The 14,175-nt window shown below is 66.1% G+C and carries 12 protein-coding genes; 8 read left to right on the top strand and 4 right to left on the bottom strand.

The genetic code is table 11. The features are described from left to right. Positions 1–12: 12 nt before the first annotated feature. Both HIM68_RS08800 and HIM68_RS08805 read left to right on the top strand, forming a co-directional pair. Complete coding sequence (locus HIM68_RS08800; RefSeq protein ID WP_139468138.1) at positions 13–1,602, top strand: trehalose-6-phosphate synthase; 1,590 nt, start codon at positions 13–15, stop codon at positions 1,600–1,602. Positions 1,603–1,612: 10 nt separating this feature from the next. Beyond that, the gene (locus HIM68_RS08805; protein WP_172171503.1) at positions 1,613–2,590 is read left to right on the top strand and encodes a trehalose-phosphatase; all 978 of its coding nucleotides are present in this window, start codon (positions 1,613–1,615) and stop codon (positions 2,588–2,590) included. A gap of 143 nt (positions 2,591–2,733) precedes the next feature. On the opposite strand, the gene HIM68_RS08810 is transcribed toward HIM68_RS08805, so the two are convergent. Then, positions 2,734–3,819 carry a LacI family DNA-binding transcriptional regulator gene (locus tag HIM68_RS08810; protein WP_139909074.1) on the bottom strand — a complete coding sequence of 362 codons (1,086 nt, stop codon included), beginning with the start codon at positions 3,817–3,819 and terminating at the stop codon, positions 2,734–2,736. Further along, positions 3,816–4,799: a LacI family DNA-binding transcriptional regulator gene (locus HIM68_RS08815; RefSeq protein WP_172171505.1), complete on the bottom strand. Its 984-nt coding sequence runs from the start codon at positions 4,797–4,799 to the stop codon at positions 3,816–3,818. The genes HIM68_RS08810 and HIM68_RS08815 overlap by 4 nt, the downstream gene beginning before the upstream one ends. Before the next feature lie 227 nt (positions 4,800–5,026). On the opposite strand from HIM68_RS08815, the gene HIM68_RS08820 reads away from it, so the two are divergent. The 4 genes from HIM68_RS08820 (at position 5,027) to HIM68_RS08835 (ending at position 9,722) form a co-directional block, all read left to right on the top strand. Further along, positions 5,027–5,734 (top strand): ABC transporter ATP-binding protein, encoded by a 708-nt coding sequence (locus tag HIM68_RS08820; RefSeq protein WP_229663984.1) that lies wholly within the window; start codon positions 5,027–5,029, stop codon positions 5,732–5,734. A 3-nt stretch (positions 5,735–5,737) separates the two neighbouring features. After that, positions 5,738–7,102 carry a DUF4032 domain-containing protein gene (locus tag HIM68_RS08825; protein WP_367647483.1) on the top strand — a complete coding sequence of 455 codons (1,365 nt, stop codon included), beginning with the start codon at positions 5,738–5,740 and terminating at the stop codon, positions 7,100–7,102. Between the two features lie 147 nt (positions 7,103–7,249). Continuing rightward, positions 7,250–8,137, top strand: a complete 888-nt coding sequence (locus tag HIM68_RS08830) for an SDR family NAD(P)-dependent oxidoreductase (RefSeq protein WP_253903866.1) — start codon at positions 7,250–7,252, stop codon at positions 8,135–8,137. Positions 8,138–8,222: 85 nt separating this feature from the next. Then, positions 8,223–9,722, top strand: a complete 1,500-nt coding sequence (locus HIM68_RS08835; RefSeq protein WP_172171507.1) for an amino acid permease — start codon at positions 8,223–8,225, stop codon at positions 9,720–9,722. 68 nt (positions 9,723–9,790) lie between these two features. Here HIM68_RS08835 and rlmB read toward each other — a convergent pair whose 3' ends face one another. Then, positions 9,791–10,729 (bottom strand): 23S rRNA (guanosine(2251)-2'-O)-methyltransferase RlmB, encoded by a 939-nt coding sequence (rlmB, locus tag HIM68_RS08840; RefSeq protein ID WP_139468133.1) that lies wholly within the window; start codon positions 10,727–10,729, stop codon positions 9,791–9,793. Positions 10,730–10,789: 60 nt separating this feature from the next. Further along, on the bottom strand, positions 10,790–12,241 hold the full coding sequence (gene cysS, locus HIM68_RS08845; RefSeq protein ID WP_172171509.1) for a cysteine--tRNA ligase: 1,452 nt from the start codon (positions 12,239–12,241) through the stop codon (positions 10,790–10,792). 247 nt (positions 12,242–12,488) lie between these two features. Here cysS and HIM68_RS08850 point away from each other — a divergent pair, with 247 nt between their 5' ends. Both HIM68_RS08850 and HIM68_RS08855 read left to right on the top strand, forming a co-directional pair. After that, a complete protein-coding gene (locus HIM68_RS08850) occupies positions 12,489–14,051 on the top strand; it encodes a sodium-dependent transporter (protein WP_139909077.1) in 1,563 nt (520 codons plus the stop codon). Position 14,052: 1 nt separating this feature from the next. Continuing rightward, positions 14,053–14,157 carry a methionine/alanine import family NSS transporter small subunit gene (locus HIM68_RS08855; RefSeq protein ID WP_139468130.1) on the top strand — a complete coding sequence of 35 codons (105 nt, stop codon included), beginning with the start codon at positions 14,053–14,055 and terminating at the stop codon, positions 14,155–14,157. Positions 14,158–14,175: the final 18 nt, after the last annotated feature.

Below are 14,175 nucleotides of genomic sequence, written 5' to 3' on the forward strand. Positions count from 1 at the left end.
GAGGAGGCGCAGATGAGCACCGTCGACTCTGCCGAGCCCAGCACCGAGATCCCCTACGGCGACAGCGATTTCGTCGTCGTGGCAAACCGCCTGCCCGTCGACCGCGATCCTGACGACGAGAATCGCGGATGGCGCACCTCACCTGGGGGTTTGGTCACTGCAGTGGCTCCAGTGATGAAGGCCCAGGAGGGGGCGTGGATCGGGTGGACGGGCGTCGCCGACGAGGATTTCGAACCCTTCACCATCGACGGCATGCACCTGACCCCGGTGACTCTGACAAGTGAGGATGTCCTCAGGTACTACGAAGGGTTTTCCAACGCCACACTGTGGCCGCTCTATCACGATGTCATCGTCCCTCCCGAGTACCACCGCACCTGGTGGGACGCGTATGTGCGGGTCAATGAGCGCTTCGCGGCCAAGGTCGCCGAGGTGGCTGCGCAGTCCGCGACCGTGTGGGTTCACGATTATCAGCTCCAGTTGGTTCCGCAGATGGTCCGACGTCTGCGCCCTGACCTCGCGATCGGGTTCTTCAACCACATTCCCTTCCCGCCCTACGAGCTCTTCGCTCAGCTGCCGTGGCGCGACGAGATCCTCCGCGGGCTCCTCGGCGCCGACCTCATCGGGTTCCAACGGCCGGCGGACGCAGCGAACTTCCGCCGTGCCGTCCGCGGGCGTCTGGGATACGCGACGAAGGGGTCGACCGTCTCGGTTCCGCCGGGTGACTTCCTCCCGGCCCACCTCGTCCGCGCCGAGCCGTTCCCGATCTCGATCGACACCCCTTATCTCGAGGAGCTCGCCCGCGATCCGAAGATCGTCGAGAGGGCGAAACAGATCCGCGAGGAGGTCGGCAATCCTCGGGTGGTCATGCTCGGCGTCGATCGGATGGACTATACGAAGGGCATCCGCCACCGGCTCAAGGCGTTCGGGGAGCTGCTCGCCGAGGGCCGACTCGATGTCGAGGATGTCGTGCTCATTCAGATCGCGACACCATCGCGGGAGCGGCTCGAGCAGTACAAGATCATCCGCCACGACGTCGAACTGGCCGTCGGGCGGATCAACGGTGAGCAGGTCGATGTCGGATCGATTCCCGTGCGCTACCTCCACCATTCCTATCCGCGCGACGAGATGACAGCGTTCTTCCTCGCCGCCGATGTCATGCTTGTGACCGCTCTGCGGGACGGAATGAATCTCGTTGCCAAGGAATATGTGGCGTGCCGAAGGCGAGACGACGGAGCCCTCGTGCTCTCCGAATTCACCGGGGCTGCCGAACAGCTCAAGGGCGCGGTGATGGTCAATCCCCACGACATCGCCGACCTCAAGGCGGGCATCCTCGAAGCCGTGCAGATGGACGAGAGGACTCGCACCCGCCGGATGAAGCAGATGCGCAAGAGGGTCGCCACGGACACCGTGAGCCGGTGGTCGAAGAACTTCCTCGCCGAACTCGAGCACATCAAGGACAATCCCGAGGTCATCGTCCCCGAACGGCCCGTGGTGCAGAAGAACCGGACCGCACCGCCGCCGGATGTGCCGGCGGCCCCATCAGATCGCGCCGACAGACCCGATGATGCCGAGTGGACAGACGATATCTCCACCGCCCGCTAGGAGAAGAACAGTGACATCGAAGCCGACCGTGCTCGGTCCTGCCCCCTCCGCCCCCGCCGAGGTGGCCCTGCGCGATCTCGCCACCGCCGATTCGTTGCTGCTGGCCCTGGATTTCGATGGGGTGCTCGCACCTCTTCAGGACGATCCCTCGACGTCCCGGATGGTCCCCGAATCGGCCTCGGCCATCGCGGCGCTTGCCGGTCTGCCGCGCACTCGGGTGGCGCTGGTGTCCGGACGCGATATCGCCACCCTGCGACGCCTGTCCGAGGCGCCGGACTCGGCGTGGCTGATCGGTTCGCACGGCGCAGAGGCCGAGCTCGGCACCGACGCTGATCGCAATCCCGACACCGCAATGGGCCGGTCCCCCGAGCTCGCTCCGGCCGAGGCGGAGATGCTCGCCGCCATCGACACTCACCTCGACGCGTTCGAACACACTCTTCCGGGCGCTGATGAACGCCCCGGTTCGGCCGCGGCGACCACAGGTGCGGCCGCGACGACGGGTTCGGCCGCAACGATTGGCGCGAGCGACTCGGGCCATGCCGACGGCCCCTCGGATTTCCTCATCGAGCGCAAACCCTATTCGCGGACGGTCCACACTCGCGGACTCGCCCCCGAGGCCGCCGCGGCCCTCCATGAACACGCCCTCGACGTGGTCGAGGAGTTCCCGGACATCCGTGTCATCGAAGGCCACGACATCACCGAACTCGCCGTCAAACAGGCGACGAAAGGCGACGGCATCCGGCTGCTCGCCCGTGCCGGCGAACCGACGGCAATGGGCTACCTCGGCGACGATGTCACCGATGAGGACGCCTTCGCGGCCCTCGACGGACTCACGGACTCCCGCGCTCTGAACGCTGGTCTCACCGTCAAAGTCGGGTCCGCCCCGACTCGCGCTTCATGGCGGATCGCCGATCCTGCAGCCGTGGCCGAACTGCTCGGCCGCCTCGTTGCCGAACGCACGGAATTCCTCCGCACCGTCCACGACTGAGGTCGAGCCGCCTCGCCGAGGATGATCCGGTTCGCGACCGGCATCGGACCGCCTCGGCGCACTCCGGTCGATCCGACTCACCGTTCGGATCCACATCACGGCAGGACCGCCTCGGCGAGGATGATTGTGATCGAAACCCGAGATCAGCGGCGCTGCGGGGGCACGGCGCTGGCCCGGAGGACGAGGTCCGGGTCGACCGTGTAGTCGACATGTACGCGCGCGTCACCGGCGGCGATCATCGCGCGGATCTCGTCGATCGCCGACTGCGCCACGGTCGCCCAGTCGTAGACGACCTGCGACAGGGGCGGTTGGACGACATCGGCGTCGGGGACGTCGCCGACCGTGAGCAGGGACAGGTCCCTGGGAACGTCGAGTCGCAGCCGTTGGGCGGCCTCGAGCATGCCGAAGGACAGGGACGGGGCGCAGGCGATGACGGCGGTGCAGCGCAGGTCGAGCAGCTCCTCGGCGGCTGCGACTCCGGCCATGGCTCCGCCGGCAGCCTCGACGACGGGGGCCTGATCACGGGTGGCGGGAATGTGGAGGATCCCTGCCATCGATCTGCGGAAGCCGGCGATGCGGGCCGGGGCAGCCGAATCGCGCAGCACGGCGAGCCCGATGCGTTTGTGGCCGAGGTGGACCAGGTGGGCCACGGCGGTCTCGATTCCTCCTGTCGCGTCGAGGTAGATGCGCGAGATCCCGTCGTCGTGGCGGGCATTCGAAATGCGGATGAGCGGCAGCCCACGTTCGGCGAGCATCCCCGCAAGCACACCAGCGGCACCGCCGCCGACGACGACGGCTCCGGAGATCGTGGGCCCGCCGTGTTCACTGCCGAGGATCGTCTCGAGGAGGGCCTCATTTCGTTCGGCGATGGCCTCGATGTGGACGACGGCGATGCCGAGTCCGAACATCCGGTTCGTCAGGATCTCCGCAAGCCGCGAATACGGGTCCACGTTGCCTGCTGACACTGCGGGTTTGATGAGCGCGATGAGCGACGAGCCGGCACCCGATCCAGCCCCAGCACCGGATCCTTCCCGTGTGCCGGATTCGGCGTACGGAGTCTGGCCGGCAGCGCCGAGGATCGCCAGAGCCTGCCGCACCTTCGCCGACGAGGCGGCCGACACCGATTCGGGATCGCGCAGAGCTCGTGAGGCGGTGGCTTTCGAGACTCCGGCAGTACCGGCGATCTCGGCGAGACGGACGTGCCGGTGCTCGGGCAGGTGTTCGCTCATTGGCGGGCCGCCGTCGTCGAGGTTCGGGCGACGAGTCGAGGACGGAACACCGGAGGCACCGAAGGCAGACCCGTCGTCGAGATCCGCAGGGTCTGCAGCGTCGCATCGATGAGGGCATTCGACAGCCCCTCGACGTCGAGGCCGAGCACCGTGGCCGGCGGGCCCGTGAACTTCATCGTCGGGGAATCGCCGAATCCGACGACCGACATGTCCCGCGGCACCTGCAGATGCCGGTTCCGCAGACCGTGGAGGGCTCCGTGCAGCTGCAGCGCGGACTGGACGATCACCGCTGTGCAGGTCGCATCCTTGAGTTCGAGCACCGCACGCGATCCGCCGGAGAACGACTTCGGCACCCGTGAGATCCAGTCCTCGAGGTTGAGCCCGAGATTTCTGGCCGGATGTTCGGCGAGGAAGCGGCGGATGAGTTGGACGGCCAGTTCACCGCTGTCGTTGCAGATCAGCCCGATCCTCCGATGGCCGATAGCCCGCAGATGCTCGAAGGCCGTGGTCATCCCACCGCCGAGGTCGAGGCGCGCGGCGATGACCTCCGTACCGGCTTCGGAGACCTCCTCGGTGGCGGACTGTTCGGCGACGCGGATGCAGGGGATCTCCGTATTCAGACTCGTCATCGTCGTGGTCACCAGGGCCACTGCGCCCGCCTCGATTGCGGTCTGCAGCGGTTCCGGGTCGGTTTCGACGAGCGGGCGGGTGACGAGGAGCTCATGATCTTGCAGGGCCTTGGCCACGCGGGTGCAGACCTGGACCTGCCAATGTTCGGGATTGCCGGGAGCGCTGACGGCCACGAGCCGCCTCGGCGCATCATGGAGCAGGGTCGAGCGCGAATAGCCGAGCTCGCTCATCGCCTCCAGCACCTTCGCCCGGGTCGACTCGGCGACGGCACCGCGGCGACCGAGCACCCGGGAGACCGTGGCCAGAGAGACTCCGGCCCTGGCGGCGACCTCGTCCAACGTGACCTTCATACGAATCAGTCTACTTTCGCGCCGCGGTCTGCGTCGGCGCATCGGGCGGGGTGGACGCCGCGGTATGCGTCGGCGCACAGCCATCGTGCTGAGAATCACTCTACGCTTTGTCGAATTCACAGAGCACCCCAACCATCCACCCCTTAGGATGAGAGTGACTGAGCATCCCTGCCGGGTCACCGACGACCAGCTGCTCACGGAGTTATTCAGAAGTTTTAGGAGGACTTATGTCAACGGTGTCGTTGAATGGCCTCAGTCATGTCTACGAGAACACGACGTCCGAATCCGTCCACCCGTTCAATCTCTTCGTCGATGACGGAGAGTTCCTCGTCCTCTACGGACCCAGCGGGTCGGGCAAGTCGACGATCCTGCGAATGCTGCACGGACTTGAGACCCCGAAGTCCGGCACGATCCTCATCGACGGCGCGGATATCACCCACGCGGCCGTCAACGACCGCGATGTCACCCTGGCCCTGGAGAGCTACGCGCTCTACCCGCATATGAGCGTGCGCGACAATCTCGGCTTTGCGCTGCGCGTCGACGGCCTGCCCGCCGACGAGATCACCGAACGCGTCGAATCCGTGATGGACAAGATCGGGCTGAGCGACATCCTCGATTCGGTTCCCGGAGACCTCACCCAGCTGCAGCGCCAGACCGTGGCCCTGGCGCGTGCCGTGGTGCGCCGACCCAAGGTGCTCATCATGGACGAGCCCGTGGTCAATCTCGTCCCCGAGCAGCAGGCTGAGACCCTTGCTCTCATCAAGCAGCTGCAGCAGGAATTCGGGCTGACGACGATCTACGCCACTTCCGATCTCGAGGATGCGAAGGTCCTCGGCGACCGGATCGCCTTCCTCGATCGCGGACGGCTCATCGGCGTGGAGACACCCGACCTCGCCGAGGCGCTCGTGGCCTCGGTGTCCGACACGGACTCCTGAGCCGTGCCGGGAACCCTGCCCCCGCCGGACCCGTCAGCACAGGCCTCACCGTCGGCGACGACGCCGATCGACGCAACCGCATCGGTCGACGCAGCCGCATCTGTCGGCGTCGCGGCATCGGTCGGCGCTGCGGCTCCCTCACCGGAGATCCACACTGTCCGGAACGCCGATCATGCGGCCCTGGCCGAGCTCCCCTGGCACCTGCCCCTGGCCGAGTGGCCGGAGAAGCTCCTCGGCGGTCTGCCCCGCGGAATCTCCCGCCACGTCGTACGCTATGTCGAGATCGGAGACGAAGTCCTCGCGATCAAGGAGACCGACGATGCGCAGGCCACGCGTGAGTTCGACATCCTCGGTGCGCTCGGCAACCTCGACGTCCCCCTCGTCGAGGCCCGCGCCGTCGTCGGAGGGCGCAGGACCGCATCGGGCCAGGCACTCAAGGGCGCTCTCATCACCGCCTATCTCGAGTTCTCTCTGCCCTACCGTGCACTGTTTTCCCGTGACCTGGCCGAGGACACCGGCGGCCGCCTCGTCGACGCTCTGGCTGTTCTGCTCGTCCGCCTCCACCTCGTCGGCTTCTACTGGGGAGACGTGTCCCTGTCGAACACGCTCTTCCGCCGCGATGCCGATGCCTACGCCGCCTATGTCGTCGACGCCGAGACCGGCGAGCTGCACGACCAGCTCTCCGACGGGCAGCGGAACATGGACCTGCGGATCGCGCGGATGAACATCGCCGGGGACTTCCTCGACCTGCAGGCCGCGGGACTCGTCGCTCCCGAGACCGATCCGCTGGCGGCCGGTGAACGGCTCTGCGAGTCGTACAACGCGCTGTGGGCGGAGCTGACCCGGGTCGAGGAATTCAGCGTCAACGAACGCTGGCGCATCGACGAACGCATCCGCCGCCTCAACGACCTGGGCTTCGACCTCGGCGAACTGACCGTGACGACGGATCTCGACGGCATCAGCCTCCTCGTGTCCCCGAAGGTCGTCGAACCCAACCACCACTCACGGCGTCTGCTGCGCCTGACCGGGATCGGCGCGAACGAAAACCAGGCCCGAGCGATGCTCAACGACCTCGATTCGTTCCGTTCGGCTCCCGAGATCGCCGAATTCGACGAACTCGACGAATCCCAAGCCGCCCGCCGCTGGCTCGACGAGGTGTACAAACCCCTCATCCAGGCGATCCCGGAGAACCTCACCCGCAAGCTCGAACCCGGGCAGATCTTCTACGAATTCGCCGAGCACCGCCGCACCATGGCGCGCGCCCGTCAGCGCGACATCCCCACGATGGAGGCCATCGCCTACTTCATCGTCGACTACCTGGCGAACCTCCCCGACGAGATCCGCTACGTCGACAGCAAGAAATTCTGACCCCCTCCCCGAGGCGGTCCTGACCTCAGCCGATGTTCCACAAGGTGAAACGGGAACGGCGGGACCGCCTCGGCGGGCATACCTTTGAAGTCCACGGAGCGACATCGGTGTCGCTCCGGAACCGAACCCCGCCCGGAAGGATTCCCGATGTCGACGAACGAGCCGATGCCCACGAACGAGAACAACCCGTCGATCCCGTCCCTGTTCGACCTCAGCGGGCGCACGGCCGTCGTCGTCGGGGCCGGCTCCGGACTGGGACAGGCCAGCGCGATCGGGCTCGCCGATGCGGGGGCGCACGTCGTCGTCGCCGACCTCAACCTCGCCGGCGCCGAGGAGACCGCCGCCCTCATCGCCGCTCGCGGGAGCGGGTCAGCCGCCCACTCCACGGCGCAGGGTACGGCATCGGACGGATCGGCCGCGCCGGGAACGGACGGAACGGCCACGGCTGCAGCCGTCGATATCACGGACACGGCCTCCGTCGATGCCCTCGTGGACGCCTGGGCCGATGCCGAGATCCTCGTCATCACACCGGGAGCGAACGTGCGCAAACGCCTCGTCGACACCACCGATGACGAGTTCGACCGGGTCATCGACATCAACCTCAAGGGCACGTACCGGCTGATGCGCGGTTTCGGCCGTGAGATGGGTGAGCGGGGTCGCGGATCGATCGTCACCTACGCCTCATTCCGGGCGCTGGCCATCGAACCCGGCCAGGGAATCTATGCGGCAGCGAAAGCCGGTGTCGTCCAACTGACGAAGACAATGGCCAGCGAGCTCGGAGGCAAGGGCGTGCGCGTCAATGCGATCCTGCCCGGCCCCTTCGACACTCCCCTGACCCAGCAGATCAAGGCCGACGGCAAGTGGTGGGACGCGTATGCGGACAAGACCGCCCTGGGCCGCTGGGGTCGCCTGCACGAGATCGCCGGTCCCGTTCTGTTCCTCGCCTCGGACGCCTCGAGCTATGTCACCGGGCACTCGCAGCTCGTCGACGGCGGCTGGATGGCGCAGGACGGCCGGTTCACCCCCGACGTGTGAGATCCGCGACGCTGCCGGGCGGAGTGACCAGTGACCACGCGGGGGTCCGGCGAGACAATATTCATGATTATGCAAGAATATTCAAATGACCGTTTCGCACACTCCGCCCACCCCGCCGGCGCACACTCCCACAGGAGTGCTGCGGCAGCTGGGGCGACGCAAGTCGATCAGCGCCATGACCGCCGAGGCCCACACCGATGCGCAGACCGCGCAGCAGGGTGGGCTGCGGCGGACCTTCGGCGTCTTCCAGCTGACGATGATCAGCGTCGGCGCCACTTTGGGCACGGGAATCCTCGTCATCCTCGGCGAAGCCGTCCCTGTGGCCGGCCCCGCAGTGTGGCTCGCTTTCGTCCTCGCCGGAATCACCGCGCTGCTGTCGGCGGTCAGCTATGCCGAGATGGCCGGAATGGTGCCGGTGTCCGGGTCGAGCTACTCGTATTCCTACGCCACCCTGGGTGAGGGCGTCGCCTGGGTCTGCGGCTGGTGCCTCGTCCTCGAATACGCGGTCTCGGTCGCGGCGGTCGCTGTCGGCGCCGCCGACTACGTCAACGAGACCCTGCGCGTCTTCGGCCTCGAGCTGCCCGCATCGCTGACCGCGGGGCCCGGAGTGGCGGACTATCCCGGCGGCGTCATTAATGTCTCTGCCCTCATCGTCGTGGCCTTGGCGACCGTACTGCTGATGCGCGGCGCCCGCGAATCCGGTGTCGTCAACACCATTCTCGTGTTCGTCAAGATCGGCATCCTCGTCTTCTTCGCCATCGTCGCGTTCACCGCGTTCAAGGCCGGCAACTTCGCGCCGATGCTGCCGATGGGTGCCGCCGGAGTCACTGCGGCCGCATCCAGCGTGTTCTTCTCCTATATCGGCTTCGATGCTGCGTCCACGGCCGGTGAGGAAGCGAAGAATCCGCGCCGGGATCTGCCGCGGGCGATCATCTTCTCGATGCTCATCGTCACCTCGATGTATGTCCTCGTCGCCGTCGCAGCGATCGGTGCACGGCAGTGGCAGTGGTTCGACGGCGCTCACGCCCCGCTGGTCCAGATCGTCGAGGAGATCACCGGGTCGAATATCGCGGTGCTGCTTTTCGCGGTGGCCGCGGTGCTCGCGATCTTCTCCGTCGTCATCACCGTGCTCTACGGTCAGTCGCGGATCCTGCTGACGATGGCCAGGGACGGAATGGTGCCGAAGATCTTCGGCCGCGTCTCCCAGCGCACCGGCACTCCGTTGGTCGGCACTCTCATCGTCGGCGGCCTCGTGGCCATCACGGCGGCGTTCATTCCGCTCGGCGAACTCGCCGACGCCACGAGCATCGGCACCCTGTTCGCGTTCTGCCTCGTCAACATCGCCGTCATCTACCTGCGGTTCAAACGCCCCGACCTCGAGCGCTCATTCAAGGTTCCGTTCGGGCCGGTCGTGCCCGCGCTGGGAGCCGTGGCGTGTGCGTTCCTCATGGTCAACCTCGGCGGGCGGACATGGATCGTCTTCGGAGCGTGGATGGCCGTCGGCGCGATCGTCTACTTCACCTACAGCCGCCGCCACTCAAGAGTCGGGGCATTGGACGAGCAGACCTACCGCACCTCCCTCTAATTGCTACCTGACGGCGGCCCAGCAACCTCGCGCGAGGTTGCTGGGCCGCCGTCAGGTAGTAAGAGGGGTCAGGGGCGGCGGGCTCTTGCCACCTCGTAGAGGGACACGGCAGCGGCGATGCCCGCATTGAGCGACTCGGTGGTCGCGGCTATCGGGATCGACACGATCTGATCGCACTTCTCCGCGATGAGCCGCGACAGCCCCTTGCCTTCGGAACCGACGACGATGCACAGCGGGTCGCGGGTGAAGGTCAGCTCGGGCAGCTCGACGTCACCGTCCATGTCGAGGCCGACGACGAAGACATTCTGCTTCTTCAGCTCGTCGATCGCCCTGGCCAGGTTGACCACCTGTGCCACGCGGATTCGCGATGCGGCGCCGGCCGAGGTCTTCCAGGCCGCGGCCGTCATCGAGGCGGCGCGACGTTCGGGGATGATCACTCCGTGACCGCCGAAGGCCGCCGTCGACCGGACGATGGCACCGAGGTTGCGCGGATCCGTGATCCCGTCGAGGGCCACGAGCAGCGGCGTTTCGGCGCGTTCGGCCGCGAACTCGAGCAGATCGGAGGGATCGGCGTAGTCGTAGGGCGGGACCTGCAGGGCGATGCCCTGGTGTATCGCGTCATCGGTGAGCCGGTCGAGGTCGGGCTTGCTCGCTTCGAGCATCGAGATGCCGCGCTGAGTCGCGAGAGTGATGGACTCGCGGACCCGATCGTCGGAGTCGATGCGTCCGGAGACGTACATCGCGGTGGCCGGAACGCCCTCGCGCAGAGCTTCGAGGACCGAATTGCGCCCGGCGACCATATTCGGTCCGAGTTCCTTCTTCTTCCGCTTCGCCTGCGCCGAGGCGTTCGAGCTCTTGCGCTGCTGCGCGGCCTTGTGCGCCTTATGGTAGACGCGGTCCTCGGCTTTCGGCGTCGGTCCCTTGCCGCGCAGGCCGCGCTTGTTCTTACCGCCCGACCCCTTGGTCGGACCCTTCTTCGAACCGCCGGAGCGGGGATTGGAAGCCATCTGATTCCTTCAAATACGTTGGGGCCGCGAGCTCGTGCCCGTGGCCGAAATTCGTCGCCCTCAGCCCTCGCCGAGGTGGTAGCGGTAGCCGTCGGACGTGTCCTCGATGACGACGCCGGCCGCGGCCAGTTCGTCCCGCAGAGCATCCGCGGTGGCGAAGTCCTTCTCCGCTTTCGCCTCGGCCCGTCGCTCGGCCATGGTGGCCACGAGGGAGTCGAGCGCCGACTCCGCCTTGGCATCGGCCGCCGAACCGGCCCAGACCTCAGCGCTGGGATTGACACCGAGGATGTCCAGCATGAGCTCCACCTCGGCGACGATCCGCGTCAGGCCTTCCCGGTTACCGCCGGAGTCGAGGAGCTTCGCCCCTTCGCTCACAGAGGCGAAGACCACGGACAGGGCACGAGGCACACCGAGGTCGTCGTCGAGGGCGGCGGCGAATTCGGCGGGCACGTCGACGCTGCGTGAACCGTAGGCGTCGCTGACGTCCGGCAGCGCCGGCGCGTCCGCACCGAGCGTCTGGCGGGCGCGCTGGAGGAAGTTCTGCAGCCGTTCGAGCGAGGCCGCGGAGCGTTCCATCGCCTCGTTCGAGAAGTCGAGGATCGACCGGTAGCTGGCACCGGTGAGGAAGTAGCGCACGGCCAGCGGGCTGAACGTGTCGAACAGGTCGGAGGCGAAGACCGAATTGCCCAGAGACTTCGACATCTTGTCCCCGCCCACGTTGAGCAGGCCGGAATGCATCCAGATGTTCGCGAACTGGTCCCCGGCGGCACGGGACTGCGCCAGCTCGTTCTCATGATGCGGGAAACGCAGGTCGAGTCCGCCGCCGTGGATGTCGAAGTTCGACCCCAGGTACTTCGTCGACATGGCCGAGCACTCGATGTGCCAACCCGGTCGGCCCCGACCCCACGGTGAGGGCCAGGAGGCGGTGATCGGCTCGGAGTCCTTGTGCGCCTTCCACAGGGCGAAGTCTCGGGCGTCCTTCTTCCCGCGCAGCTCAGCGCCCTCCGACAGTTCCATGTCGTCGAGTCTCTGGTTCGTCAGTGCCCCGTAGTCGCTCCACGAGGCGGCGTCGAAGTAGACATCGGCGCTGCCGTCGAGCGCGGGGTAGGCATGACCGGCTTCGATGAGGCGGGAGATGAGTTCGATCATCTCCGTGATGTGCCCGGTTGCGCGCGGTTCGCTGCTCGGCGGCAGAACGTCGAGCGCGTCGTAGGCTGCGGTGAAGGCGCGTTCGTACTTGTACGCGTGAGCGAACCACTCCCGCCCCTCTTCGACGGACTTCGACAGGATCTTGTCGTCGATGTCGGTGACGTTGCGGATCACGGTCACCCGGTAGCCGCTGTAGAGCAGCCAGCGGCGCAGCGTGTCGAACACCGAGGCCGACCGCAGGTGGCCGATGTGCGGCTCGCCCTGCACCGTGGCGCCACAGACGTAGATACCGACCTGACCGTCGTTGACGGGGCGCAGTTCTTCGGTCGTGCGGCTGGCGGTGTTATAGAGCGAGATAGTCACGCCCACAAGTCTACCGGGCCTGGCTGATTTCCCCGTTTCCCGATATTCGATACACGACTGTTACGCGGCTCACGTGATGCGTGGCACATCACTCAGCAAGTTCCCAGTAAAGTGGACGCAAGAAATGAAGACCGAGGCGAGAGACCTTCTCGCATAGCGGACTTCGAACGAGCCCGACCGTCTCACGGACGAGACTGCGTGGGCTGACTCGGTCACGAATCCCCGGGACCGCCACAGAAAGGACACCATGTCTCTCAAGACATCACCCCAGAGGGAGGTCTTCGCCACCCGCGGCGCGTTCATCTTCGCTGCCATCGGTTCGGCCGTCGGCCTCGGCAACATCTGGCGCTTCCCCTATGTCACCTACGACAACGGCGGCGGCGCCTTCATCATCCCCTACCTCGTCGCACTCCTGACAGCGGGCATCCCGCTGCTGTTCTTCGACTACGCCATGGGGCACCGTTCACGCGGCTCGGCGCCGCTCTCGTTCCGCATGGCGTCGAAGGTCGCCGAACCCATCGGCTGGTTCCAGACCGGAGTAGCCTTCGTCATCGGCATCTACTACGCAGCCATCATCGGCTGGGCCGGCTGCTACATGTTCTTCTCCCTCAACCAGGCCTGGGGAGACGATGCGGCCACCTTCTTCCAGTCCGACTTCCTCAACCTCTCCGACCCGGGAATCTCGATGGAGTTCGTGCCCGCGGTGCTCATCCCGATCATCATCGTCTGGATCATCACCCTGGGCATTCTGCTTCTGGGTGTGCAGAACGGCATCGCCGGATTCTCGAAGATCTTCATTCCGCTGCTGGTGATTCTGTTCCTCGCACTCGTCGTCAGGGCACTGTTCCTGCCCGGCGCAGCCGAGGGCCTCAACGCCCTCTTCACGCCCGACTTCGCAGCTCTGACTGATCCGAATGTGTGGATCGCGGCATACGGGCAGATCTTCTTCTCACTGTCCATCGGCTTCGGCATCATGATCACCTACGCCTCGTACTTGAAGAAGAAGACGAACCTCACCGGCTCCGGCCTCGTCGTCGGCTTCTCGAACTCCGCGTTCGAGATCCTCGCCGGCGTCGGTGTCTTCGCCGCTCTCGGATTCATGGCAGCAGCACAGGGCACTCAGGTCTCCGAGGTCGCGGACTCCGGCATCGGCCTGGCGTTCATGGCCTTCCCCACACTCATCTCCGAGATGCCCGGCGGCGGACTGTTCGGCTTCGCGTTCTTCGCCTGCCTCGTCTTCGCCGGCCTGACCTCGCTCGTCTCGATCGTCCAAGTGCCGATCCAGGCGCTGCGTGAGAAGTTCAGGTTGGGGAACAAGGCATCGATCATCCTGGTCGGCGGTGTGATGGCAATCATCTCGATCCTGCTCCTGCCCACCGTCACCGGACTCTACGTGCTCGACACGATCGATGCCTGGGCCAACAACATCGGCATCGTCGGCGGCGCCGTCGTCGGCCTCATTGTGATCGGATGGGCGCTGCGGAAGCTGCCGGTCCTGCGCGATCACCTCAACGCGATCTCGAGCTTCAAGGTCGGCTGGTTCTGGATGATCATCCTCGGCGGAGTGACCACGCTGGTGCTCGCCTATATGCTCATCCATCAGATCATCACCTACGCCACCGAGGGATACGAGGACTACCCGACCCTGATCACCGGGGTTATGGGCTGGGGCATGATCGGCCTGCTCGTCGTGGCAGCGATCGTCCTCACGCTCATCAAGTGGCCGAAGCAGACGATCGACGAGGCGGAGGCGGCGATCGCCGATTCCGCAGCCGAAGAGAATCTCCGCAACGAAACCAAGGGAGCCTGAAATGGGTACCTCAGCAATCATCATGATGGTCATCGCCATGGTCACCGTATGGGGCGGACTCGGCGCCGCGATCATGCACCTGCGCAAGCACCCCGACGAGGAGTGAGCACCGCGCCCACTCCGA

This window comes from Brevibacterium sp. CT2-23B (genome assembly GCF_013168765.1).
Taxonomy (GTDB): domain Bacteria; phylum Actinomycetota; class Actinomycetes; order Actinomycetales; family Brevibacteriaceae; genus Brevibacterium; species Brevibacterium sediminis.

Coding starts and splice junctions, on each gene's coding strand:
- HIM68_RS08850 (WP_139909077.1), top strand. CDS start 12,489: ATGTCTCTCAAGACATCACCCCAGAGGGAGGTCTTCGCCACCCGCGGC.
- HIM68_RS08835 (WP_172171507.1), top strand. CDS start 8,223: ATGACCGTTTCGCACACTCCGCCCACCCCGCCGGCGCACACTCCCACA.
- rlmB (WP_139468133.1), bottom strand. CDS start 10,729: ATGGCTTCCAATCCCCGCTCCGGCGGTTCGAAGAAGGGTCCGACCAAG.
- HIM68_RS08830 (WP_253903866.1), top strand. CDS start 7,250: ATGTCGACGAACGAGCCGATGCCCACGAACGAGAACAACCCGTCGATC.
- HIM68_RS08815 (WP_172171505.1), bottom strand. CDS start 4,799: ATGAAGGTCACGTTGGACGAGGTCGCCGCCAGGGCCGGAGTCTCTCTG.
- HIM68_RS08810 (WP_139909074.1), bottom strand. CDS start 3,819: ATGAGCGAACACCTGCCCGAGCACCGGCACGTCCGTCTCGCCGAGATC.
- HIM68_RS08820 (WP_229663984.1), top strand. CDS start 5,027: ATGTCAACGGTGTCGTTGAATGGCCTCAGTCATGTCTACGAGAACACG.
- HIM68_RS08855 (WP_139468130.1), top strand. CDS start 14,053: ATGGGTACCTCAGCAATCATCATGATGGTCATCGCCATGGTCACCGTA.
- HIM68_RS08800 (WP_139468138.1), top strand. CDS start 13: ATGAGCACCGTCGACTCTGCCGAGCCCAGCACCGAGATCCCCTACGGC.